General features: G+C 61.6%; 22 protein-coding genes and 1 pseudogene. 11 read left to right on the top strand and 12 right to left on the bottom strand.

The annotated features are described in order from the left end of the window. Positions 1-62 precede the first annotated feature (62 nt). The 3 genes from ruvC to pdxT are packed head-to-tail and all read right to left on the bottom strand — an operon-like array spanning position 63 to position 2,147. Entirely contained in the window at positions 63-641 is a 579-nt protein-coding gene (ruvC, locus tag N7568_RS00680) for a crossover junction endodeoxyribonuclease RuvC (RefSeq protein WP_261608003.1), read from the bottom strand. Positions 642-686: 45 nt separating this feature from the next. Next, the gene (locus tag N7568_RS00675; RefSeq protein ID WP_261608002.1) at positions 687-1,442 is read right to left on the bottom strand and encodes a YebC/PmpR family DNA-binding transcriptional regulator; all 756 of its coding nucleotides are present in this window, start codon (positions 1,440-1,442) and stop codon (positions 687-689) included. Between the two features lie 3 nt (positions 1,443-1,445). Then, entirely contained in the window at positions 1,446-2,147 is a 702-nt protein-coding gene (gene pdxT / locus N7568_RS00670) for a pyridoxal 5'-phosphate synthase glutaminase subunit PdxT (RefSeq protein ID WP_261608001.1), read from the bottom strand. Between the two features lie 101 nt (positions 2,148-2,248). Here pdxT and N7568_RS00665 point away from each other — a divergent pair, with 101 nt between their 5' ends. After that, positions 2,249-3,577 (top strand): Mur ligase family protein, encoded by a 1,329-nt coding sequence (locus N7568_RS00665; RefSeq protein WP_261608000.1) that lies wholly within the window; start codon positions 2,249-2,251, stop codon positions 3,575-3,577. Beyond that, on the top strand, positions 3,574-4,335 hold the full coding sequence (locus N7568_RS00660) for a type 1 glutamine amidotransferase (RefSeq protein WP_261607999.1): 762 nt from the start codon (positions 3,574-3,576) through the stop codon (positions 4,333-4,335). The genes N7568_RS00665 and N7568_RS00660 overlap by 4 nt, the downstream gene beginning before the upstream one ends. Positions 4,336-4,338: 3 nt before the next feature. On the opposite strand, the gene N7568_RS00655 is transcribed toward N7568_RS00660, so the two are convergent. Continuing rightward, entirely contained in the window at positions 4,339-5,604 is a 1,266-nt protein-coding gene (locus N7568_RS00655) for a CapA family protein (RefSeq protein ID WP_261607998.1), read from the bottom strand. A gap of 73 nt (positions 5,605-5,677) precedes the next feature. On the opposite strand from N7568_RS00655, the pseudogene N7568_RS00650 reads away from it, so the two are divergent. Then, positions 5,678-7,621 (top strand): annotated as a pseudogene (locus N7568_RS00650) (M3 family metallopeptidase); the annotation flags it as partial. On the opposite strand, the gene pdxS reads toward N7568_RS00650, so the two are convergent. From pdxS to N7568_RS00620, 6 genes are all read right to left on the bottom strand, one after another. After that, positions 7,551-8,489: a pyridoxal 5'-phosphate synthase lyase subunit PdxS gene (gene pdxS, locus N7568_RS00645; protein ID WP_368736499.1), complete on the bottom strand. Its 939-nt coding sequence runs from the start codon at positions 8,487-8,489 to the stop codon at positions 7,551-7,553. The pseudogene N7568_RS00650 and the gene pdxS sit on opposite strands and share 71 nt — an antisense overlap. A 255-nt stretch (positions 8,490-8,744) precedes the next feature. Beyond that, entirely contained in the window at positions 8,745-9,374 is a 630-nt protein-coding gene (gene pgsA, locus N7568_RS00640) for a phosphatidylinositol phosphate synthase (protein WP_261607996.1), read from the bottom strand. Further along, complete coding sequence (locus N7568_RS00635) at positions 9,364-9,957, bottom strand: HIT family protein (protein WP_261607995.1); 594 nt, start codon at positions 9,955-9,957, stop codon at positions 9,364-9,366. The genes pgsA and N7568_RS00635 overlap by 11 nt, the downstream gene beginning before the upstream one ends. Positions 9,958-9,976: 19 nt before the next feature. Then, entirely contained in the window at positions 9,977-11,986 is a 2,010-nt protein-coding gene (gene thrS / locus N7568_RS00630) for a threonine--tRNA ligase (RefSeq protein WP_261607994.1), read from the bottom strand. 130 nt (positions 11,987-12,116) lie between these two features. Next, entirely contained in the window at positions 12,117-15,653 is a 3,537-nt protein-coding gene (locus N7568_RS00625; protein WP_261607993.1) for a DNA polymerase III subunit alpha, read from the bottom strand. Between the two features lie 3 nt (positions 15,654-15,656). Beyond that, the gene (locus tag N7568_RS00620; RefSeq protein WP_261607992.1) at positions 15,657-16,001 is read right to left on the bottom strand and encodes a DUF6504 family protein; all 345 of its coding nucleotides are present in this window, start codon (positions 15,999-16,001) and stop codon (positions 15,657-15,659) included. A gap of 141 nt (positions 16,002-16,142) precedes the next feature. On the opposite strand from N7568_RS00620, the gene N7568_RS00615 reads away from it, so the two are divergent. The 3 genes from N7568_RS00615 to N7568_RS00605 are packed head-to-tail and all read left to right on the top strand — an operon-like array spanning position 16,143 to position 18,135. Then, positions 16,143-16,688, top strand: coding sequence for a winged helix-turn-helix domain-containing protein (locus tag N7568_RS00615; protein WP_261607991.1), 546 nt, complete (start codon positions 16,143-16,145; stop codon positions 16,686-16,688). Beyond that, entirely contained in the window at positions 16,685-17,773 is a 1,089-nt protein-coding gene (locus tag N7568_RS00610) for a serine hydrolase domain-containing protein (protein ID WP_261607990.1), read from the top strand. Before N7568_RS00615 ends, N7568_RS00610 begins: the two co-directional genes overlap by 4 nt. Next, positions 17,770-18,135 (top strand): hypothetical protein, encoded by a 366-nt coding sequence (locus N7568_RS00605; RefSeq protein WP_261607989.1) that lies wholly within the window; start codon positions 17,770-17,772, stop codon positions 18,133-18,135. Before N7568_RS00610 ends, N7568_RS00605 begins: the two co-directional genes overlap by 4 nt. A gap of 16 nt (positions 18,136-18,151) precedes the next feature. On the opposite strand, the gene N7568_RS00600 is transcribed toward N7568_RS00605, so the two are convergent. Further along, on the bottom strand, positions 18,152-19,207 hold the full coding sequence (locus tag N7568_RS00600) for an FAD-dependent monooxygenase (protein ID WP_261607988.1): 1,056 nt from the start codon (positions 19,205-19,207) through the stop codon (positions 18,152-18,154). 52 nt (positions 19,208-19,259) lie between these two features. On the opposite strand from N7568_RS00600, the gene N7568_RS00595 reads away from it, so the two are divergent. Both N7568_RS00595 and N7568_RS00590 read left to right on the top strand, forming a co-directional pair. After that, entirely contained in the window at positions 19,260-19,796 is a 537-nt protein-coding gene (locus N7568_RS00595; protein WP_261607987.1) for a TetR/AcrR family transcriptional regulator, read from the top strand. A gap of 47 nt (positions 19,797-19,843) precedes the next feature. After that, positions 19,844-20,233 (top strand): hypothetical protein, encoded by a 390-nt coding sequence (locus N7568_RS00590; protein WP_014921999.1) that lies wholly within the window; start codon positions 19,844-19,846, stop codon positions 20,231-20,233. A gap of 3 nt (positions 20,234-20,236) precedes the next feature. On the opposite strand, the gene N7568_RS00585 is transcribed toward N7568_RS00590, so the two are convergent. Then, complete coding sequence (locus N7568_RS00585; protein ID WP_261608481.1) at positions 20,237-20,983, bottom strand: SOS response-associated peptidase; 747 nt, start codon at positions 20,981-20,983, stop codon at positions 20,237-20,239. Positions 20,984-21,152: 169 nt separating this feature from the next. Between N7568_RS00585 and N7568_RS00580 the strand changes: the two genes are divergently transcribed. The 3 genes from N7568_RS00580 to N7568_RS00570 all read left to right on the top strand — a co-directional run bounded on the left by N7568_RS00580 (position 21,153) and on the right by N7568_RS00570 (position 23,280). Beyond that, entirely contained in the window at positions 21,153-21,410 is a 258-nt protein-coding gene (locus N7568_RS00580) for a mycoredoxin (protein ID WP_018777778.1), read from the top strand. A gap of 146 nt (positions 21,411-21,556) precedes the next feature. After that, the gene (locus N7568_RS00575; RefSeq protein WP_261607986.1) at positions 21,557-22,642 is read left to right on the top strand and encodes an S-(hydroxymethyl)mycothiol dehydrogenase; all 1,086 of its coding nucleotides are present in this window, start codon (positions 21,557-21,559) and stop codon (positions 22,640-22,642) included. Beyond that, the gene (locus tag N7568_RS00570; protein ID WP_261607985.1) at positions 22,639-23,280 is read left to right on the top strand and encodes an MBL fold metallo-hydrolase; all 642 of its coding nucleotides are present in this window, start codon (positions 22,639-22,641) and stop codon (positions 23,278-23,280) included. The genes N7568_RS00575 and N7568_RS00570 overlap by 4 nt, the downstream gene beginning before the upstream one ends.

Here is a 23,280-nt window from a genome sequence, read left to right as displayed (position 1 = left end):
ACTGCGACGAAAGCCGACTATCCGAACATATCTACGAATACCCTAGCAAGGGCAGCAGACAATCACCGTGCGCGGCGCGCTTTCGCTTCGGCTTCGGCCCACGCCTTCTGCGCCGGAGTGAGCGAGCTGCTGCCGGAGCCACCACCGGCGGCGCCCATTCCGCTGCCTGCCCTCCATGCGTGGGTGAGGGCCAACGCCAAAGCATCGGCTGCATCAGCCGGCTTGGGCGGAGCGTCAAGGCGCAGGATCTTGGTCACGAGCTTGGTTACGGCATCCTTGTTGGCCGTACCACTTCCGGTTACGGCAGCTTTGACCTCAGAGGGCGTATGCAATGCGACCGGAATCCCCCGCCGCGCGGCGGCTGCGATAACAACGCCGGACGCCTGGGCGACGCCCATCACTGTGCTCACATTCATCTGCGAAAAAACGCGTTCGACGGCGACGACGTCCGGCTCATGCCGGTCCAGCCATTCGTCGATGGCTTCGGCAATGACCAACAGCCGCTTGTCCAAGGTCAGTTCCGCCGAGGTGCCAACGACACCCACGGCAATCATGGTGGCACGGCGGTTCCGCTCGATGTCCACCACGCCGATGCCGCAACGGGTAAGGCCCGGATCGACTCCCAATACGCGAAGAGTCAAGTCCGGGCCTTCCTGGTAAGTGTCAAAATTGGATGCTGCCTGCGCCTACTCGGCGTCGAGGGCAGCCTGCACTTCCTCGCTGAAGTCCGCATTGCTGTAGACGTTCTGGACATCGTCCAGGTCTTCCAGCGCATCGACGAGCTTCACGAACTTCTTGGCCCCGTCAACGTCAAGTTCCACCTGCATGGACGGCACGAACTCGGCTTCATCGGTTTCGTACTCGATGCCTGCTTCCTTCAAGGCGTCCCGGATGGCCTGAAGATCGGAGGGCTCGGAATGGATTTCCCAGTTCTCGCCGCTGTCCTTCACTTCTTCGGCCCCGGCCTCCAGGACTGCCATCAGAATGTCGTCCTCGCTGAGGCCATTCTTTGGCAACACCACAACGCCCTTGCGTGCGAAGAGGTAGCTCACGGAACCGGGGTCTGCGATGGTTCCGCCGTTGCGCGAAATGGCGAGGCGAACCTCGGAAGCTGCACGGTTCTTGTTATCGGTCAGGCATTCGATCAACAGCGCCGAACCCTGTGGCCCACGGGCTTCGTACATGATTTCGGTGTAGTCGACAACCTCACCGGTGAGGCCTGCACCACGCTTGATGGCGCGGTCGATGTTGTCGTTGGGAACTGAAGTCTTCTTGGCTTTGGTGACGGCGAGTTCCAAGCCAGGGTTGCCTGCGAGGTCCGGACCACCCATGCGGGCAGCAACTTCGATGTTCTTGATCAGTTTTGCGAACGACTTTGCACGCCTGCCGTCAATGATGGCTTTCTTGTGCTTGGTGGTCGCCCATTTGGAGTGGCCTGACATGCTTTACGCTTCTCCTCTGATCATTCGAATAAAGAGTTCATGCACGCGCTTCTCTCCCGTCACTTCCGGGTGGAAGGAGGTGGCCAGCAGGTGGCCGGAGCGCACTGCAACAATTCTAGCCACTCCGTGCAAAGTGGCCGTGTGGCTGGCGTGGTCCGGATCAACCTGCGCCAGGATTTCGACGTTGGGGCCCACACGCTCAACCCATGGGCCGCGGATGAATACCGCGTGAACGGGATCTACGCCGGACTCTCCCGCGCTGAAGTCCAGTCCCTTGAAATCGAGATCGGTTTCGAAGGATTCGCGCTGACGGCCGAAGGCATTCCGGCGCACAGTGATGTCGAGCCCGCCGAAGGTCTGCTGCGGATTTCCGTTAAGGTCCTTTGCCGGGTCGGCAATCTCATCGGCGAGGAGGATCATGCCGGCGCAGGAGCCGTAGACGGGAAGGCCGTCCGCGATGCGGTCTTTGATGGGATCGCGGAGCTCAAAAATCCGGGACAGTTTGTCGATGGTGGTGGATTCTCCGCCGGGGATAATCAGGCCGTCAACGTCGTCGAGCTCGGAAGGCCGGCGGATACCCACTCCTGCGGCCCCTGCGGCCTCAACAGCGTGGATATGCTCGCGGAAGTCGCCCTGGAGTGCCAGGACGCCGATCCTGAGTCCTGAACCCACGCGCGATGAAGCGTCGGAAAGGGGGTTGGTCATTGATCCATCATAGTGCTCCGGCCCGTGGCGCTGTCCCATTCGGCTGCCGACGACTGCCTTCAGGCGGGGTTCCATGCCTTAACTGGGATATATTACAGAGCATGCTTTCCTTCAGCGTCCCCCTCGGCAAGCTGGTCCGTAAACTCTCCCGGCTCCGGGGTGGTGGCTCGGCTTTTCCCGGCCTGGTGGTTGAGAAAATCGACCCCGGCTTCATGCAGCGAACGCTGGCCTCACTCCCCCATGGGGTGGCGGTGGTCAGTGGCACCAACGGCAAAACCACCACCACCAAGATGGTGGTGGAACTCCTGGAAAGCCAGGGACTGAAAGTCTTCACCAACCGCACTGGCAGCAACTTCACCCGCGGAGTGGCTGCATCGCTGCTGGGCGAGGTGGATTGGCGCGGCAGACTCGACGCCGACATCGCCATCCTCGAACTCGACGAAGCCCATGCAGTGCATTTCGTCAACAAGGTCCAGCCTCGATACAGCCTCCTGCTGAATGTTCTTCGCGACCAATTGGACCGTTTTGGCGAAATCGACAAGACTGCCCGGTTGCTGGAGCACATCGCATCCAAGACGACGGACACCGTGGTCCTGAACCGCGAGGATCCGCGTGTTGCGCGGATAGCCAACATCATCAACAGCCTCGACGCCGTTCACCACCCCAGCGTCCGATACTTCGGTCTGGATGAATCACTCCGCAGCACTTTTCCGAACGACGACGAGATGCGGACCGGAAGCGGCCCTTCTCCTTCCGGCACTTCGGTAGCCGCAGCGACCGGTGACGCCGTCGCCCTGCCGGCCGCCGACGTCGTACTTCGCCGGGTAGGTGCCCAAGACGCTGACTTCGAGTTCGACGGGAAGACCGTCACCACCACGATGAAGCTGCGTGGCGTCTACAACATCTTCAATGCAGCTGCCGCCCTGTCACTGGCGCGCGCCGTCCTTGGCACCGGCCCCGTTGACACGCCAAGACTCGTGAAGGCTTTGGGCGAGGTGGCTCCCGCCTTCGGGCGAGGTGAAAGCCTGACAGTGGACGGACAACCGCTGGAGTTGGTGCTGGTGAAGAACCCGAGCGGCTTCCGGCTGGGCCTGAAGTCGTTTCCGGCCGGCGGCTACGCCACCATGATCGCCATTAATGACAATTACGCAGACGGACGCGACATGTCCTGGCTCTGGGACGTCGAGTTCGAGTCCCTTCGCCAGGAAGGCGTGGAGGTTCTTACCGGCGTCCGCGCCTATGACATGGCTTTGCGCCTCCAGTACGATGACGTGCCGTTCGGCGTGGTGGAGCCGGACATCACGGCTGCGCTGCGCACGTTCATCGACGGCTCGAGGGGCAATCCCAAGCGAATCTTCTGCACCTACACGTCCATGCTCGCTATTCGCCGCGAACTCGCCAAAATCACCATAGTTGAGGTGGTCTCATGACCTCGGAAGCACAGCCGACCCCCCGGGAAGCACATCCCAGCAAGGGAACCCTCCGCGTTGTCCAGCTCTACCCGCGGGAAATGAACATCTACGGTGACTGGGGCAACGCCCTGGTGCTCCAGCAACGCATTAGATGGCACGGGTACACGCCTGAGCTGCTGGAGTACAACGTCGGCGACGACTTTCCAGAGGACGTCGACATCCTTGTGGGCGGCGGCGGGCAGGACAGCGGCCAGCTCGTTATCCAGGACGACCTCCAGGCGCGTGCCGAACAGTTGAAGCAGCTCGCCGACGGTGGCGCCCCCATGCTGGTGATCTGCGGCCTCTACCAACTTTTCGGCAAGTTCTTCAAGACCAGCACAGGACCTACTATTCCGGGTATTGGCATTCTGGACGTGGAAACCCACGGCACGGATGAACGGCTGATCGGCAACGTGATCATGAAGTCTGCCGAATTCGGGGACATTCTGGGCTACGAGAACCACAGCGGTCAGACCACTCTGGGTCCCGGCGTTGAGCCCCTCGGAACAGTGACCAAGGGCGCGGGAAACAACAGCAAAGATGGACATGAGGGCGCTCGGTACAACAACGTTGTAGCCAGCTATCTGCACGGTTCGTTGCTGCCGAAGAACCCGGCCATTGCCGACTTCCTCATCAGGACGGCGGCTGAGCGCAAGTTTGGCACTTTCGTTCCCGGAACGCCCGACGACGACTACGCCCGCCTCGCGCGCGAACATGCCGCCCGCCGGCCGCGTTAGGAGTTACCTTTCCTTGCTGATCAGCAATTCGTGCGCGCCCGCAGTTGCTGCGCCCATGGACTCCACCACCGCTTTGGTCCGCTGATAGGTCCCGGCATCGGCCTCAGGTGTAGCGCAGACGCCCTGCGGAGCGTCGCTGGCCACCGAGCACCATCGGTACGGGTCCCGAACAATGACTGACGGCGCCCAGGCGAGATCCGAGGCAGTCCAAACACCTGCGGCGTTCTGGCTGAACTGCGCCCTGACCAGCAGCCCTTCATTGTTGACGACATACCACGGGGACAATTCCGTGACCCCGTTGCCCAAACCATAGACGATCCAGGTGCCCTTGTAGTTCTCGATCGGCAGCACCGAGTGGGTGTGGTGCCCGTAGATCATGGTGAACTGGCCACTGTCCACCAACGCGTGCGCAACGTCCTGCTGCTGGGCATTGGCTTCGCTGGCGTACTCATCACCAGCGTGCATGACGCCCAGGACAATGTCGGCTCCAAGCGCTTTCGCCTGTGTTGCCTTCGCGATCATGGCCGCGGGATCCAGCTCGTCAACCAGCCACGGGTATTCCGGTATTTGCCCGTTGTGCCCGTAGGTTCCGATGATGATGGCCACCTTGGCCGCGTCCGTCTGGATCATCAGGATTTCCTTGGATGCGGCTTCCGTTCGGTAGGAACCCGTGTGCTTCAGGCCGGCGGCGTCGAGTGCGTCCAAGGTCCGGAGCAGTCCTTCGGTTCCACGGTCTATGGTGTGGTTGCTCGCCGTTGTGCAGGCTTGGTAGCCAACATCCTTGGACGCAGTGATGATCTGCGGCGGCACGTTGAAGGACGGATAGGCGGAGAACGGCCCTCCGGGAGTCGCGACCGGGGTTTCCTGGTGGCAGATAGCGAGATCGCTGTTGCCGATGTAGCGTCGCTGTCCTTCCAGAAGCGGAACGAACGTATAGCCCGGCAGTCCTGCCGCGGCGGCGTCCGCTCTTGCCTGTTGCCACAACTGGGTGTGGACCAGCATGTCCCCGGTCACCGTGATGGAAGTGCATCGCAGTTCGGGGCAAGCAGCGCCTTTACCCGGCGTCGGGTTCGGAGCGGGAGTACGCGTTGGAGCCGGGGATTCGGTGACGGGAGCCGGAGCTGCACTGCTGCGGGTCTGGTCGTCGCTCTCAGCGATGACTCCGCAGGCACCCAACGAGAGTGCGATCGCAGTTGTGACCAGCACGATGACGGCTCTCGGAGGACGAATCCACCCTGCTGCAGATGTGATATTCCCCATGATTTTCATCCTAAGGCTGAAGGCCGGACAAACAGGGCGTGCCGCTCTTGAGGACACGATTCTTACGTGAAAGAGTCACTTCATGGTCAATCCCCTCCTGAGTCCCAGCCCCCTGCCCTACGGACTACCGCCGTTCGCCGCGATCTCAACGGGCCATTACGCCGAGGCCATGGAGGCGGGGCTTGCCGAACACCTGAAAGAAATTGCCACGATCGCGAACAACCCCGAAGCCGCCTCCTTCGAGAACACCGCCCTGCCCATGGAGCGTTCCGGACGCCTTCTGGAGCGAGCGGCCGCATCGTTCTTCACCCTTGTTTCGGCAGATGCCGCGGATGAGATCAAAACACTGGAAACTGAGTTTTCGCCAAAATTCTCAGCCCACCAGGATGCTGTGTATATGAACCGCGCGCTCTACGAACGCTTTGCTGCCATCGACACCTCCACCCTCGACGCCGAGTCCACGCGCCTGGTGGAGGAATACCTCAAGGAATTCCGGCAGTCGGGTATTCAGCTGGATGGTGCCGCCCAGGCGCGGCTGCGTGAAGTCAACGCGGAACTCTCACGTTTGGGCACGGAATTTGGCCAGCGCGTCAAGGAAGCCATGAAGTCCTCGGCATTGCTGCTTGACGACGCTGGGGAACTTGCCGGGCTGCCGGCGGACGACGTCACCAATGCCGCAAAAGCAGCAAAGGCTGCCGGGCACGAAGGCAAATACCTGCTGACACTCATCCAGCCGAGCAACCAGCCCGCTCTCGCGTCCCTGGAAAACCGGGCCATCCGCCGTCGTCTGTATGAAGCATCCTTGTCACGTGGCACTGAAGGCGGCGCCTTGGATGTGCGCGACCTCGTGACGGCGACCGTCCGGCTGCGCGCAGAGAAAGCAACGCTGCTGGGCTTCGCCAGCTATGCGGAGCTGGTAGTGGATCAGCAGACAGCCCCGAACTTTGCGGAGGTGCAGGCAATGCTGGGCCGGCTGGCACCTGCCGCCATCCGGAACGCCCAAGCCGAAGCCGATGCCTTGGCCGAATCAGCCGGCCACGAACTCGAGCCTTGGGATTGGGCGTTCTTCTCGGCCCGGGTCCGCAAGGAACGGTTTGAGGTGGATGAGCAGGCCCTCCGGCCCTACTTCACCCTGGAGACCGTCCTCAACGACGGGGTCTTCCGCGCCGCAACACAGCTTTACGGAGTCACCTTCCATGAACGCGAAGACCTGGATGGCTACCACCCCGACGTCCGCGTCTGGGAGGTACTCAATGAAGACGGCAGCGGCCTGGGCCTGTTCCTGGGCGACTACTACACCCGGGAATCAAAGCGCGGGGGTGCCTGGATGAACTCCCTCGTGGAACAATCCAATCTGCTGGGCACGAAGTCCGTTGTGATCAACAACCTCAACATCACCAAGCCTGCTCCCGGCGAACCGACGTTGTTGTCCCTCGACGAGGTCCGCACCGTGTTCCACGAGTTCGGCCACGCCCTGCACGGCCTGTTCTCCGATGTCACCTATCCACGCTTCTCCGGAACGTCAGTGCCCCGGGACTTCGTGGAGTACCCGTCGCAGGTTAACGAAATGTGGATCATGTGGCCCGAAATCCTGGCCAACTATGCCCGTCACCACTCCACAAGGGAACCGCTCCCCCAGAAGACCGTGGATAAACTGAACGACTCACTGCTGTGGGGCGAGGGATTCGCAACCACCGAATATCTCGGCGCTGCCTTGCTTGACCTTGCGTGGCACGTGCTCTCCGAAGACGACATCCCGGACGACGTCCTGGCTTTCGAGGCCAAGTCGCTGGCCGAAGCCGCAATTGCGCATCCGCTGATTCCACCCAGGTACCGTACGGGCTACTTCCAGCACATCTTCGCGGGCGCCGGCTACGCGGCCGGCTACTACTCCTACATCTGGAGTGAAGTACTGGATGCGGACACGGTGGAATGGTTCAAGGAGAACGGCGGTCTCACAAGGGCCAACGGCACCCACTTCCGATCCGAGCTCCTCTCACGGGGCAACAGCCGTGACCCTTTGGAGTCGTTCCGGGCGTTCCGGGGCCGCGACGCAAAGCTGGAGCCCCTCCTGAAACGCAGGGGACTGGATTAAAAACGACGGCGGCGGCGCGCTCTGCCGGGTTGCCGGACTTGAAGATGCCCGAGCCAACGAACACACCATCGGCGCCGAGCTGCATCATCATCGCAGCATCAGCCGGGGTGGCGATGCCACCGGCAGTGAACAGGACCACGGGGAGCTTGCCGGTGGCGGCAACTTCCTTGACCAGTTCGTACGGGGCCTGCAGTTCCTTGGCCGCAACGTAGAGCTCGTCCTCCGGGAGGGCGGCGAGCTTGGCGATCTCGGAACGGATCTGGCGCATGTGCCCGGTGGCGTTGGAAACATCGCCGGTGCCGGCTTCGCCCTTGGAACGGATCATCGCCGCGCCCTCGTTGATGCGGCGCAGGGCCTCACCGAGGTTGGTGGCACCACAAACGAAGGGGACGGTGAAGTTCCACTTGTCGATGTGGTTGATGTAGTCCGCCGGGGTCAGGACCTCGGACTCGTCGATGTAGTCAACACCGAGGGACTGCAGGACCTGGGCTTCGACGAAGTGGCCGATGCGGGCCTTGGCCATGACTGGGATGGACACGGCGGCGATGATCGCGTCGATCATGTCGGGATCGGACATGCGGGACACGCCACCCTGGGCGCGGATATCGGCCGGGACACGCTCGAGCGCCATGACAGCGACGGCACCGGCGTCCTCGGCGATGCGGGCCTGCTCGACGTTAACGACGTCCATGATGACGCCGCCCTTGAGCATCTCCGCCATGCCCCGCTTAACGCGGCTGCTGCCCGTGACGCTGTTCGCGGACGAACCGGCTTCGTTGCTTACATCTGGTGTAGACACAAAAACCCCTATGGGTAGATAAACGACCTTCTTGCCGGAGGCACGCGCAGCCACAGGACCGCAATCAGCGCACACCGGATTTTCAGGTCAAGGTGACCAAGTACTAGTAATAGTAGTCCCAGGTTGCAGGGTGGCAGTACATTCATTACTGCCTTGACGGGCAACAAAGAGGCCTGTGGTAGGGCGACTGCACAACCGTCAAGGGCTGAGTTTGGTCGGATGCCAGTTCCCTTGTCAGGCATCGCCCCTTAGGCGTTACGCCGCAGCCGTTCCATCCGCTTCAGCCATGGCTTGCCGCCGCACCGCAGACATGCGCTGGACGATTGTCACCGCGCTGGCCAGCGCCAGCAGGATCAACGTTCCGAACAGCACCACCGGAGGAAGACCAAGACCGGTGAGCCCGGCAATCAGCAGCACCGAAGCCAACCGCTCGGCACGCTCGGCGATCCCCACGCTCGCTTGGTATCCGAGCGATTCCGCTTTGGCCCTCGCGTAGGAAACAACCATCCCCAGGACAAGGCAAACGACGGCGGCAGTCCCGATTGCAGGGTCCTCACCCTTGGTGAAGAACCAGATAGTGAGGCCCGCGAAGATCGCGCCATCCGCCAACCGGTCCAAGGTGGAGTCAAGGAAGTTCCCCCAGCCTCCGGCCCGGCCCTGCAAGCGCGCCATGATCCCGTCGACGACATCTGAGAAGGCGAAGAAGGCAACCACCACAGAACCCCACCACAGGTGGCCCATCGGGTAGAGGACCAGCCCGCCCAGAACCACGCCGGCGGTCCCCGCAATGGTCACTGCGTCCGGAGACACACCGATCCTGAGGAGCCAACGCGCCAGAGGTGTAAAGAGTGAAGTGAAGAAGCCGCGCGCATGCCTATTGAGCATTCGACTCCCCCGGCCAGGCTTCGGCCACGAGCTTGCGGACTTCGTCCAGAGTCTGCGTGATGGCCTTGGTCTGGGCGATGATGGGGAAGAAGTTTCCGTCGCCACCCCACCGCGGGACTACATGTTGATGAAGGTGCGCGGCGATGCCGGCACCGCCTGTCACGCCTTGGTTCATGCCCAGGTTGAAACCACTCGGATTCGAAACCTTCCGCAGGACCCGCATGGCTGTTTGGGTAAGTTCGGCAAACTCGGCCGTCTCCTCCACCGTGATGTCCGTGTAATCGGGCACGTGGCGGTAGGGACAGATCAACAAGTGCCCCGGGTTGTACGGGAAGAGGTTGAGGACCACATAGCAGGTCCTCCCCCGGTAGACGATCAGCGATTCCTCGTCCGAACGGGTGGGTCCTACACAGAACGGGCAGTCATCCTTGTTCTTGAATTGATCCTGCCCGCCCTTGATGTAGGCCATGCGGTGGGGAGTCCACAGACGCTGAAACGCGTCCGGAACGCCTGCGAGTCCGAAGTCATCGGTTACGTCGGCGTCGCCGGGAAAGTCAGCTGCCGCGCCTGTGTTCTCCTGCACCGTCTATGCGCCCGTTCCGTCAGCTCTCGCGGTTCTTGACGGCGTCGACAATCCTGCGGACCGCCTCTGCCACGGGAACGCCATTGTCCTGGCTGCCATCGCGGAAGCGGAACGACACGGCACCGGCCTCGGCGTCCTCACCCCCGGCAATCAGGACAAAGGGAATCTTGTCCTTGCTGGCAGTGCGGATCTTCTTGGGGAAACGGTCCGAGGAGATGTCAACCTCGGCACGGATCCCGGCGGCCTTGAGCTGGCCCACGACGTCGAACATGTAGTCGTTGAACGTCTCGGCGACAGGGACGCCCACCACCTGCACCGGGGCGAGCCACGCCGGGAAAGCACCGGCGTAATGCTCGGTGAGGACACCCATGAAGCGCTCAACCGAACCGAAGAGGGCGCGGTGGATCATGACGGGGCGCTGGCGCGTGCCGTCCGCCGCCTGGTATTCCAGTTCGAACCGTTCGGGCAGGTTGAAGTCCAGCTGAATAGTGGACATCTGCCAGGTCCTGCCCAGGGCGTCCTTTGCCTGGACGGAGATCTTGGGACCGTAGAAGGCTGCTCCCCCCGGATCCGGAACCAATTCCAGGCCGGAGGCCGCGGCAACCTCGGAGAGGGTGCGGGTAGCTTCCTCCCAAGCGGCGTCGTCGCCAACAAACTTTTCTTCGTTCTTGGTGGAAAGCTCCAGGTAGAAGTCATCCAGGCCGTAGTCCTTGAGCAGGCCGAGGACGAAGTTCAGCGTGGTGGTGAGCTCATCCTTCATCTGCTCGCGGGTGCAGTAGATGTGGGCATCGTCCTGTGTCATGCCACGTACACGCGTCAAGCCGTGCACGACGCCGGACTTCTCGTAGCGGTACACCGAACCGAATTCGAACAGCCGTAGCGGCAGTTCGCGGTAGGACCTGCCGCGGGAGCGGAAAATCAAGTTATGCATGGGGCAGTTCATCGGCTTCAGGTAGTAATCCTGACCGGGCTTGCGGACCGTGCCATCCTCATTGAGTTCGGCATCCACGTGCATCGCCGGGAACATACCGTCCTTATACCAGTCCAGGTGCCCCGAAACCTCGTAGAGGTGTCCCTTGGTGATGTGGGGTGTGTACACGAACTCGTAGCCGGCGTCCACGTGGCGTTGGCGGGAGTAGTCCTCCATGGCCTTGCGGATGATGCCGCCCTTGGGGTGGAACACCGGGAGACCGGAGCCCAGCTCGTCCGGGAAGGAGAAGAGGTCAAGTTCAACGCCGAGCTTGCGGTGGTCGCGGCGCTCGGCTTCGGCGATGCGTTCCTGGTAGGCCTTGAGGGCTTCCTTGGTGGGCCAGGCGGTGCCGTAGATACGCTGCAGCTGCTGGTTGTTCTGGTTGCCCAGCCAGTAGGCGGCGGACGAGCGGGTCAAAGCGAACGCATTGGAAATGATTTTGGTGTTGGGCAGGTGCGGGCCCCGGCAAAGATCGCACCAGACACTCTCGCCGCTCTTCCTGTCAACGTTGTCGTAGATCGTGATGTCGCCGGCGCCGACCTCAACGTTGACGCCTTCAGCTGCGTCTTTGGCGTCGTCCTTTTTGCCAAGGAGTTCCAGCTTGTAGGGCTCGTTGGCCATAGCCTCACGGGCTTCATCTTCGGTGACCACGCGGCGGACAAACTTCTGGTTCTGGTTGATGATCTTCTGCATCATCTTTTCCAGCGTGCGCAGGTCTTCCGGGGTGAACGGCTCGGCGACGTCGAAGTCGAAGTAGAAACCGTCGGTGATGTACGGGCCGATCCCGAGCTTGGCCTCAGGGCGCAACTGCTGCACGGCCTGCGCCATGACGTGCGCGGTGGAGTGGCGGAGAACGTTGAGGCCATCGGGTGATTCGATGGTGACGCCTTCGATGTCAGCGTCTGCGGGCAGAACCTGGTCAAGGTCCTTCAGCACACCGTTGACACGGGCTACAACGACGTCGCGGCGCTCGAAGAAGAGTTCCGCGCCGGTAGTCCCTTCCGTCACCTTGGTCTCTTCGCCATCGACGATGAGGGTGATCTGTTGGGCATCTGACACGGGTGTCTCCTATTCATGGTTGAGGCTTCATAGCTTGTGGCGTACGGGGACCACAGCCAGCCACCGTCAATCGTATCTGCTTCGGCGAAGGCGGCCAAAGCAGCGCGCCGGTGCCCAATTCAGCTGCTGTTCAGCTTCCCAGCCCTGTGATGGCAAGGTTCCTGGAGATGCCGTGAAGGGGGCCTTGGTGGGTGTAATTATCCGGTGGGCCACCTCCAGCAGGCAGGAGTTCCGCGAACGGCAGCGTTTCAGGCTGGCTGAGATCCCACGCCTTGCTGGCGCTGAGGCTGATCCCCTTGGGACCGGTCCTCCTGGTGGTTCCACGGATCAGCAGCAGGCGGGTACCGAACAGCAGCGGACCGGATTCCTCCTGGGCTTCATGGAAGAAGACAGAGTCCACACAGCCCGTGCCGTCGTCGATGCTGATGAACACCACACGCCTCCCGCCACGCATGGGTGGGGTTTGGGTGGCTATCCGTACCCCTGCCACCAGCACTTCGGTCCCGTTGCGAAGGCCGAGGAGTCTATTGGCAGTGGTTACTCCCAGCTTGTCCAGCAGGGGCCTGTGACTGTCCATGAGGTGTTCACTGACATCGACGGCCATTAAGTCGAGCTCTGCCCTGACGTTGTCCACCATTGATGGTTCTGGAAGCTCCGGAGCCAGATTTCTCAATTCAACATCGCCCAGCGCGAACGACAGTTGCCCCTCCATGACGTCGGCTGCCTTCTTGGAGGGACTGCTTTGGAGGGCTTGCAAATGCTGTACGAGGTCGGCCCGATTGGCTCTTCCACCGGAATCCTTGTGCAGGGCATCGAAGGCTCCCAGTTGGGCCAGCCTCTTGATGTTTGGCTTGCTGACCCGTGACCGTGCCCTGAGATCCGCCAGGGAATCGTAGGGTTGTCCCGCCACGATCCGTTTCAGTTCCGCACCTGAAAGCCCGTAAATTCCAGTGAGGCTCAAGCGGATGCCAAGTTTGCCTTGGTCAGGTCCCTCATGGATCTTCTCCACCCTGTATTCAGCCTGGCTCCTGTTGATGTCCAAAGGAAGGATCGGTATGCCAAGCCGGCGTGCTTCGGCCACCAGCAAGCGCTTGGGATACATCCCTGGGTCGTGTTCCCACAACCCAGCAAGGAAAGCCTCCGGATGATGGGTTTTTAGCCACGCCGATTGATATGTGGGCACCGCGAACGCAGCGCCATGGGCTTTGCAAAAGCCAAAGCTGCCAAAAGCCTTGAGTGTTCCCCACACCTTGTCCACTACCTCGGGAGAGTAGTTCTTGATCGCTTCCCGGCGGAAGTATTCTTCCACCCCGGGCTCTTGGATTTCATTCCCAAGAGCCCGGCGGAACTCATCAGCCCTATCCAGGCCGCATCCGGTCATAACGTGGAATGTCTTCAGGATCTGCTCATGGAAAACCGTCACCCCATGAGTCTCTTGAAGCACGGGTTTAAGGTCCGGATGGGGATATTTTTCAGGAGCAAAGCCATGCCGGTGCTCAAGGAAGGGCCGCACCATATCCGATTTCATGGGCCCGGGCCTGAAGAGCGAGATATCGATGATGAGATCGTTGAATTCCCTGGGAGCCATCTTTCCGATGAGCTCCCGCTGGCCGGGTGACTCGATCTGGAAACAGCCAAGTGTATGGGTGCTGCGGATCAGTTCAAAGGTGGGTTCGTCGTCAAACGGAACTGCGTTGAGATCGATCCTGCCATCGGCAGCGATGAAGTCCGGCCCTGTCCCACCCGGCTCAACCGGGTGCTTGCCGGCAGCTACTACTTCGGCTTTGGAAGGATGCAACCGGATCACTTCCCGCACGGCAAAAGCCATGGCACTTTGCATCCGAACTCCCAGGACATCAAGTTTGAGCATTCCCATGGGGTCCATGTCGTGTTTGTCGAACTGGCTCATGGGCAGCCCTAATCCACTGGGCTGAACAGGGGTCCTGTCCAGAAGCGTGGCATCTCCCAGGATCACCCCACAAGGATGCATGGAGATGTGCCTGGGCAGACGGTCCAGCCTTTCGGTAAGGTCCACCAGCAGATCAAGTTGCTGGTTCTCCTCCAACCTTCCCTGTTCCACCCTTCCGGCAAAATCACGCAGTTCAGGCTTCTCGACCAAGGCTTCCCTGAACTTGCGAGCTGAAAATCTCCACAATTGCTTGGCGATTTCACCGATCTCGCCGTCATCCATCCCCAAAGCCATCCCTGCGTCCCGAACAGCTCCGCGTGCCCGGTAACCGTTCTGCATGCTCATGAGCGTGACGCGCTCAGCACCGAAACGTTCAAAAATCTTTCGGTATACGTTGTGCCGTTCTGCGCTTTCGACGTCGATGTCGATGTCGGGAAGGGTTGACCGGCGACCTGACAAGAAGCGTTCAAAGATGAGGTCGTGGCGGATCGGATCCACTTGGCTGATGTCGATCAGGTAATTGACCAGGCTTGAGGCGCCTGATCCCCTGGCAGCAACCCTGACCCCCATATCAAGGATCATCCGGGACACCTCCGCCACGGTGAGGAAGTAGGAAGCAAACCCAAGCCGGGCGATGATTCCAAGCTCATGTTCCAACCGCGAGCGCAGGTGTTTTTCGGCTTTACCGTTGATGCCCGGGAACCGTCGGGAGATCCCTGCCTCACAGCGTTGGGTGAGTTCCACCATGGGGTCGCGGTCGATGCCAATGATGGAGGCCTCGGGAACTACCGGCTTCTTCCACCCCATGTCCAGGACGGGGTCAATGCGGCATTTGTCTGCGAGCGCTTCTGTGTTGGCGAGCAGTTTGTGGAGGTCGGCTTTTCCCTGGCCTGCCGCGTTCATGATTTCTTTGGCGAGTTGGAGCATTTGGTGGGCATTTTTCAGCCAGCCCTGCCCTGTCGGTTGGAGCAGTCCTGTCGGTTGGAGAAGTCCTGTTGGTTGGAGCATGGGTGCGGCTGAGAGTTCCGGGAGGGATTTCAGTGTGCGGGCCGAGTCCAGGACGTCGGCGGTGGCTGCGCCGTCCTGGGCGCAGTAGCGGACTGCGTTGGTAAGAACGGCGGGAACGTTGTATTCGAGGGCGAGCTTGAGCATCCGTACGGCGTGGGCAGTGCTGAGCGGCTCTCCTGGGGCACTGAGGTGGGAGACTGTTTCGGCCACGATTGTGCCGGGCGGCATGGCATCGACCCATTGCTTGAAGAGGGTCCTGGGCCGAAGGTACTTGCGCCCTCCCATGGCGCGGCCTACATCTGAGTCGGGTCCGAGCAGGATGGTCAGAACTGGTTTGAGGGTTTTGGGGTCGAGGGTTCTTGAGGCGAGTTCGCTCCGCGTGACTGCGACTGGGACTACTCCTCCGGCTTTACCTGAGGTGCGTGCGTGGGCGTCGGAAATGAGGCGGCACAGTGCCCTGTAGCCGGCGCCATTGTTGTTGCCATGAGCTAGTACGACGACGCGGCCCGCGACTTGGGTGCGGAGGTCTCCGTCGTCGTCGAATACTGCCAGGTCCACCCCAACGATGGGGTCGATGCCTGCGTCCATACAGGCTTTGAGGTGCTTGACAGTGCCGTACAGCCCGTCCCGGTCCGTGCAGGCGAGTGCTGTTGCGCCGTCTGCTGCGGCTGTTTGGGCGAGGTGGTCCGGCCAGGAGACGCCGAAGTGTGCGCTGAAGGCCGTGGAAACGTGCAGGTGGGTAAAGCTCAAGGTTCACGCTGCTTCGTCTGGTTCTACGGCACGTTCGGGCGCGGCGTCGTGGATGCGGAGTAGCCGCCATCGTCCGCTGCCTACGTGCCTGACGAGATCAAGGGTGATGGTCCGGCCGGCAAGTGCTTCATCCTGCGGGCGCTGAAGCTGAACACGCCAGATCTCGTGGTCTACCAGTCCAGCTCCGCTGCCAAGGGGTGCCCGGCTTTCTTCCAGCCACCATTGGCGTCGCTCGTACCACCGAACGGGTTCATTGGAGACCGCGTACTGCTCACCTTTCCACTGCACTGCCTGGGGCTGGCCTGTATCCGCGCAGATGACTTCCACTGACTCACTGAACAGCCCCATATCTTCACCTCTTCACGCCGGATCAAACTGATTCGAAAGTATGTTCGAATAAATTCAGTTTACGCCGCACCTCGGGCAAAAACCTATCCACAGATAAAGTACGTAGTTGTTTAAATTCCGTAGAAACCATAGTTTTGAGGTGTGACTGATACAGACCTCCAGCTGAAGCTTGCTGCGTTGGAAGAGCGGGTGGCTGCCTTGGAAGCAGCTTCGGTGCCAGGTGCCACACAGCCTGGGCCCGAACACGAACCCACCGACCCCTTCTGGGTGCTCTCTTCCTTGAAGCAGCGCTATGCCGATACCGCCGTTGTTACCTACGCGGGACGGATTCCCGGAGGAGACCACCAGGGCTACAAGGGGCCCACACCCGTTGATTGGCAGTACGGCCTCCCGGTCACGGACATCCTCGCCCGAGACTGGGAAACCACTGGTGCTTCACACGCCCTCGGTGCCCTGGGGAGCCCTACGAGGATCCGCTTCCTCCAGGAAATCCTTCGTGGCAATGACAGCGTCGCCTCACTGAGTGAACTTGAGGGCGTGGGGACTCCAGGACAGGTTTATCACCACCTCAGCCAACTGCAGGCTGCTGGCTGGGTTCGCCCCATTTCACGTGGACGTTATGGCGTCCCGGGGGAAAAGGTCATTCCATTGCTGGTGATCATCCTCGCGTCGGCGGGCACACCATGAGGGGGCGGCGGCTTCTCGCGCTATCACTGGTCATTGCCACAGCCACAATGTTCACCGGCGTCCTCTTGGGCCCTCATATTCCACGTTCCTCTACTGCCCACACCGGGGACCCCCGCATTGCCGGCCGACTGGCAGAACTCGCCTCCGATGGGGCCTACCACCACCTCAGCGTCGCTGTCGTGACACCTGAGTTCACCAAATTCGCTGGCCTCGGCGCGGACGAGCGCACCTCCATGGAGATCGGCTCCATCACCAAGACCATGACGTCACTCCTTCTGATTCAGGCGGAGGCTGATGATGTGCTGGACATTGCGGATCCGGCTTCGATGTACCTCGAACTCGGAACCCAGCCGTTCACCTTGGAGGAGTTGGCATCCCACCGGTCGGGACTTCCCCGGGTTGAGTCCGGAATAGGCGCCTTCCTGCAGGGTTATGTTTCCCAGCTCAGGGGCAGCGATCCTTACACTGGCGGCGTTGACGACCTCGTCAGCGCGGCACGCGGATCCGGGTTGTCGGGTGCAGGAAGTGTCTCTTACTCGAACATGGGTGTTGCGGTGCTTGGCCAGGCAATCGCTTCCGCCAGGGGCCTCCCCTACGAACAAGTGTTGGGCCAGGGAATATTCGAGCCCCTTGGCATGACAGACAGTTTCGCGCCGGTCAGTTCTTCCGGCCTCACGGACGATGCTCCCCGGGGTTACACATCCTCTGGCAGGCCAGCCGATCCGTGGACAGGGAATGCCCACGCTCCGGCCGGCGGGGTCCGCTCCACCGCCACAGATATGGCGCGATACGCCTCGGCACTCCTCACAGCCGACCCTGCATTGCGTGTCGATCCGGCAACGTCACTTGATCCCCGGTTTGACGATGATGACGGCGGCTCGATCGGCCTGGCATGGTTCATGGACGAGCGGGATGGCCGCACCATCACCTGGCACAACGGAGCAACCGGCGGCTATCGGTCAATGCTTGTCCTTGACCGTGCGGCGGGTACAGCTGTGTACATCGCCGGAGACACAGCCAACGGCCCGGTTGAGGGTATCGCCCATGCGCTCCTTGCTGAGGCGACACGAGGGGATTTCCGATGATGTGGATGGCGCCGGCCATTGGCGCATTGCTGCTGATACCGCACCTTGTGGCGGTCCTGCCTCGAAAGCGGGCATCCGAGCGCGCCGCGGGCAAGGCAGACAGGCTCAGACTCATCGCATCGGCATTCGAGATAGTGGCAGTGCTGGTCTTTGTCCGGCAGCTCGGGACGTGGACACCGGCAACAATAGCCCTTTGGTACGTTGTGGTCGCACTTGCGGCATCCGCCCTTGCGGGGATGATGTACCGCAGCGCAGGCCTGCCGTGGATCACGGACAACTCGTCCCATGCCCGGCGCATACTTGGGACCGCAGCCGGGTGCTTGGTGGCCACCACGGTCATCGTCGTACTCCTCTTGCCTTAGCACCGGTCCGCAGGCCCTAGGTACCCATCCGCGAAGCAGTCCGCTTGGAACGCTTGCCCACCTGTTTCACCACAGCGTCGCGCCAAGGTTGTGCACCCTGGGCGAGGGCAACGCTACCCATGAGCGAAGAAGCCAGCCGGAGCAGCTGAGTGCGCATGACCCGCTCCCGGTTATAGGCGGCGAGCGCTTCCTTCAGGGGCCGCTCGTTCAGCAGCTTGCCCAGGGTCACAGCATCGATCAAGGCTTCGCAGGCACCCCGGCCAAGATTGGGGGTCATGGCGTGTGCGGCGTCCCCAAGCAACACCACATTGCCCTGCGCGTATCGTCCGAGGGGAGGCGTCGTCCAGATCCGCTGAGCCAGTGAATTGTCCGGAGTCGCACTGGAAAGAACACGCCGAACAGCTGGTGGGTACTTCGCATACCGGGACCGCGTCACCTCAAGTGCTTCTGCGACGTCAACCCCGTCCGGGCCAAGGGCAGACCTGAAGGAGGCGTACCAGTTGGTTCCATCACCCGCAGGTGCCAAACCGAAAATCTCGCCCCTCCCCCAGTACTCGCCGATGTCTTCGGCGGACGGGGTTCCGGGAGTGACTCCGCGGACAGCAAGGAATGGAGTGGGCCTGGCAGTACTGCGCGGGCCCCAAATGCTGCGTCGAACAATGCTTTTGACTCCGTCCGCGCCCACGGTCAGCCAAGCATCGGCTGGTGGGCGATCCACACGCCTGGCCACCCTTGACACCGCATCCGGCACTGCGGAGTCCAGCAGCCTCAGCAGTTCGGGCCGGGACACTCCTACCAGCCCTTCTCCTTCCATGGAGAGCATGGGATCCCCGGAGGGGCTGCGGAGAGCGCCCGTCTTGATGATGGAACCACGACTCCGAACGGCACCAAGGATTCCCAGCTCGGCCAAGGCCCGCTGAGCACCCGGCCACATGGCAAGAGTTGTCCCAACTGCCGGGAGTTCGGGCCGCTGCTCATACACGGTGACGTGAAACCTGCTGGGATCCAGCCGCCCGGCGAGCGCCAGTCCGGCGATTCCTCCGCCAATGATGTCCACTTTTTCCATGAGCACACTGTACAACTACATTTGTAGTGGTACCAGGGGTTGAAGTTAGACTTTCGCCATGCAAGACCGACGAACTCAACTTGCCGATGCCGCGCTCGCCGTCGTCTCCGCCAAGGGTCTCAAGGGACTCACCCACCGGGCCGTCGACGCCCAAGCCGGCGTCGCCGTCGGAACTACCTCGAACTATTTCCGCAACCGTGCCGCGTTGGTCAGTGCCGCCGTCGACCGCGTTGAAGAACTGGACCGCCTCCTTCTGCAGCAAGGGCGGGCGGACTTTCCGACGTCGGTAGCCTCCTTGGCGGACCAAATCGCTGGAGCAGTCATGCGACTCGCGACTGAAAACGCCGACCTGACCAGGGCCCGTTTCGTTTTCGCCCTCGACCAGCCAGAGATGGTCGCCGCCGGGCACGAGCGGTTGGTATCGGCGTTGGCGCAACTGCTCGAAGCAATGGCAATACCTGACGCCCGGGCGCGGGCGGAGGCAGTTTCCGACTACAGCGATGGGCAGGCCCTGCACCTCCTGACCGCCCGCAAGGGCAGGATCATGGACAGGGCAACAGTGACACGCAACATCCAGCGGCTCTTGGAAGGATGACGTCCCGAGGGGTGGACGCCAGCGTGTCCACAGAGCAGGATTGTGGAATGAGCACCAATGACGCACTCCTGAAGCAGGTCAACATCTCCGCCGAAGACGACAACCTTGTGGCAAGGTTCGAAATCGATGGCAACATACCAGGCTCCGGCGCTTACGTCGTGGGCCTTGTTGCTGCCAGCGAGGACTATTCCTCGCAGCGCAGGCTCGGCATCGAATTCATGAACGGCGAGGCGATCTCGTTCTACTCCTTCAACCATTCCCTCAGTGCTGAGGAAAACTACGACATCAAGGGCGTGGAGCACTCGGGCAACGTCATCACGGGGAACTTCCCCATGTCGGCCATCCATGGGCTGAGCAAAGGCCACGTCATGACGGGCTTCAGCGAAGCGGACGGCCGGGAGTTTCAATCCGGCGTACCGGTCACCGAGGCTCTCTAAGTTCTAGAAGAGGCCTTCCACCGGTTCAACGAGTTCCGGTGAATTGTTGCGGACATTTCCCACCGCGGCACCCACTGGGTCCAGTGTCCATGCAGCTGCGGCATCGTGTGCCCTGGAGCGGACCAGCTCCACCAACCCTTCAGCGTCCTTTTCCCGCGGATCCAACCAGGCTTCCATCGTCTCTGTGCTCATCGGCAATGGAACACGGTCATGCAGGGCGGTCAGCTCATCAAAGACAGAGGCGCTGCGCCGGGACCTGGCCGACTCAGCCGTAGGGGTGTCCGCGGTCAGGATGGACATGGACAGCAACCAACGGGCAGGGTCATCATCAGAGGCCGACTGGTCCCGCCACCACTCGTACAAGCCTGCAAAGACCAAGCCCTGGCCATCCCCCGGATGCACATAATAGGGCTGCTTGTTCTTTCCCTCGCCCTTTTTCCATTCGTAGTAGCCATCAGCAGGAACCGCGCAACGCCTGGCAACGGCGGCCTTCTTGAAGGACGGCTTCTCCAACAGCGTCTCGCTTCGAGCGTTGATAAGCCGGGCACCGCCCTTGGGATCCTTCGCCCACGAAGGCACCAGCCCCCACTTCGCCACGTGGAGCTGCCGTTTCACATCGTCATCAATCAACCTCTCCAAAACGATGGGAACGGCATCCGTCGGAGCCACATTCCACGATTTCTCCAGGGCTATTTCCTTCTCGAGCTCGGCGTCAAAATCGGCGAGCAGGTCCCCCACCGCACGGGCCATCACATAACGTCCACACATGCGAACAGTCTGCCCTTTCCTCGCAGAACGCACCAGCACAGGCATGTGACGTAACCCGGCTTCGCGGCCGCACGGGAATTATTCGGTAGCGGGTTACCGTTGTTAGGAACGAACCACTCCCGTGAAAACGACGAATACTGAGGAGAGCTCTGTGGACTTCACTCCCGACTCCGGCACCATCACCATGTTCTCGACCACCTGGTGCGGCTACTGCAACCGCCTAAAGAAGCAACTGGACGCCAAGGGCATCGGCTACACCGAGATCAACATCGAAGAAGTGGATGGCACTGCCGAACTCGTCGAGCAGCTCAACGGAGGCAACCGCACAGTTCCCACCGTTCTCTTCCCGGACGGTACCGCTGCAACCAACCCCTCCGCATCAGAGGTTGAGAGCCGACTGGCCGCATAAGGTCCCGTGCCACCGAGTTCATGCCGGGGTCCGCACGGAACAATCCACGCACTGTCTGCCACTTGTGATAGACAGAATGGGAATCCGTAGCGGGCCCTGTTGCATTTAATCGGGCCGCTCTCCGCGAGCCCGAAGGGAAGCTCTCCATGGTCCACGCAGTCAAAGGTGTCGTCGTCCGCTCCAAAGGCGCACCCGTAACCCTCGAAACCATCCTGGTTCCCGAACCCGGTCCAGGCGAGGCCCTGGTTGACATCCTCACCAGCGGCGTATGCCACACCGACCTCCACTACAAACTCGGCGGCATCAGCGACGACTTCCCGTTCCTGCTGGGCCACGAAGCCACCGGCGTGGTCAGCGCAGTCGGTCCGGACGTCACGGACGTAGCACCCGGCGACCGGGTTGTCCTCAACTGGCGTGCCGTCTGCGGCAACTGCCGCGCTTGTAAGCGCGGCCAAGCCCAGTACTGCTTCAACACCCACAACGCCACCCAGAAAATGACCCTCGAGGACGGCACTGAGCTGTCCCCCGCCCTGGGAATCGGCGCCTTTATCGAAAAGACGCTCGTGGCGGCCGGCCAATGCACCAAGGTAGACCCCGACGCCGATGCTGCCGCCGTCGGCCTGCTCGGCTGCGGCGTCATGGCAGGTTTGGGCGCAGCGCTCAACACCGGCGGCGTCAAGCGGGGCGACTCGGTTGCCGTCATCGGCTGCGGCGGCGTGGGCGTAGCCGCCATCGCCGGTGCGGCGCTTGCCGGCGCCACCACCATCATCGCCGTCGATATCGATGCAAAGAAGCTCGAGCGTGCCAAGGACCTGGGCGCCACGCACACCGTCGATTCCTCCGCCGGCGACCCCGTGGAAGAGATCCGTGCGCTCACCGGCGGCTTCGGAGCAGATGTGGTGATCGACGCCGTCGGACGTCCGGAAACCTACAAGCAGGCGTTCTACGCCCGCGACCTCGCGGGAACCGTTGTCCTGGTAGGCGTCCCGACACCCGAAATGACTCTCGAGCTGCCCCTCCTGGACGTCTTTGGCCGCGGCGGATCCCTCAAGTCTTCCTGGTATGGCGACTGCCTGCCCTCCAGGGACTTCCCGATGCTGGTGGACCTGTACAAGCAGGGCAAGCTGGACCTGGACGCCTTCGTAACGGAGCGCATCACTATCAACCAGGTGGAAGAAGCCTTCGACAAAATGCACCAAGGCGCCGTCCTGCGATCGGTGGTGGAACTGTGACCAGCACCAACGACCTCCGCATCGACCATGTTGTCACGTCCGGCACGTTCTCGCTCGACGGCGGAACCTGGGACGTGGACAACAACGTGTGGATCCTCGGCGACGACGCAGAGTGCATCGTCATCGACCCCGCCCACAACCCGGAAGCGATAGTTGAGGCCGTCAACGGCCGCACGGTCAAAGCCATTCTCCTGACCCATGGCCACGACGACCATATCCGTTCGGCCGGCGCGTTCCGGGACCTCGTCAAGGCACCCATCCACCTGCACCAGGACGACTGGATGCTGTGGCGGGCAGTTTTCCCGGACGTTGACCCCGATGTCGCAATTGCGGACGGCGACGAGTTCACCGTCGGCGGTGCGAAGCTAACGGCAATCCACACTCCCGGACACTCGCCCGGGTCGGTGTCGTTCCACCTGCCCAGCGAAAGGACACTCTTCAGCGGGGACACCCTCTTCCAAGGCGGACCCGGCGCGACCGGCCGTTCCTACAGCGACTTCCCCACCATTATCGAGTCCATCCGGACCAAGTTGCTCAGCCTGCCGGATGAGACAGTGGTCCGAACAGGACACGGGGACTCCACTGCCATCGGTGCGGAAAAGCCGCACCTGGACGAATGGATCGCCCGCGGGCACTGA

It is taken from the genome of Paenarthrobacter aurescens (genome assembly GCF_025421775.1).
Lineage (GTDB): Bacteria > Actinomycetota > Actinomycetes > Actinomycetales > Micrococcaceae > Arthrobacter > Arthrobacter aurescens_B.
This window is presented reverse-complemented; position numbering and strand designations above follow the sequence as displayed.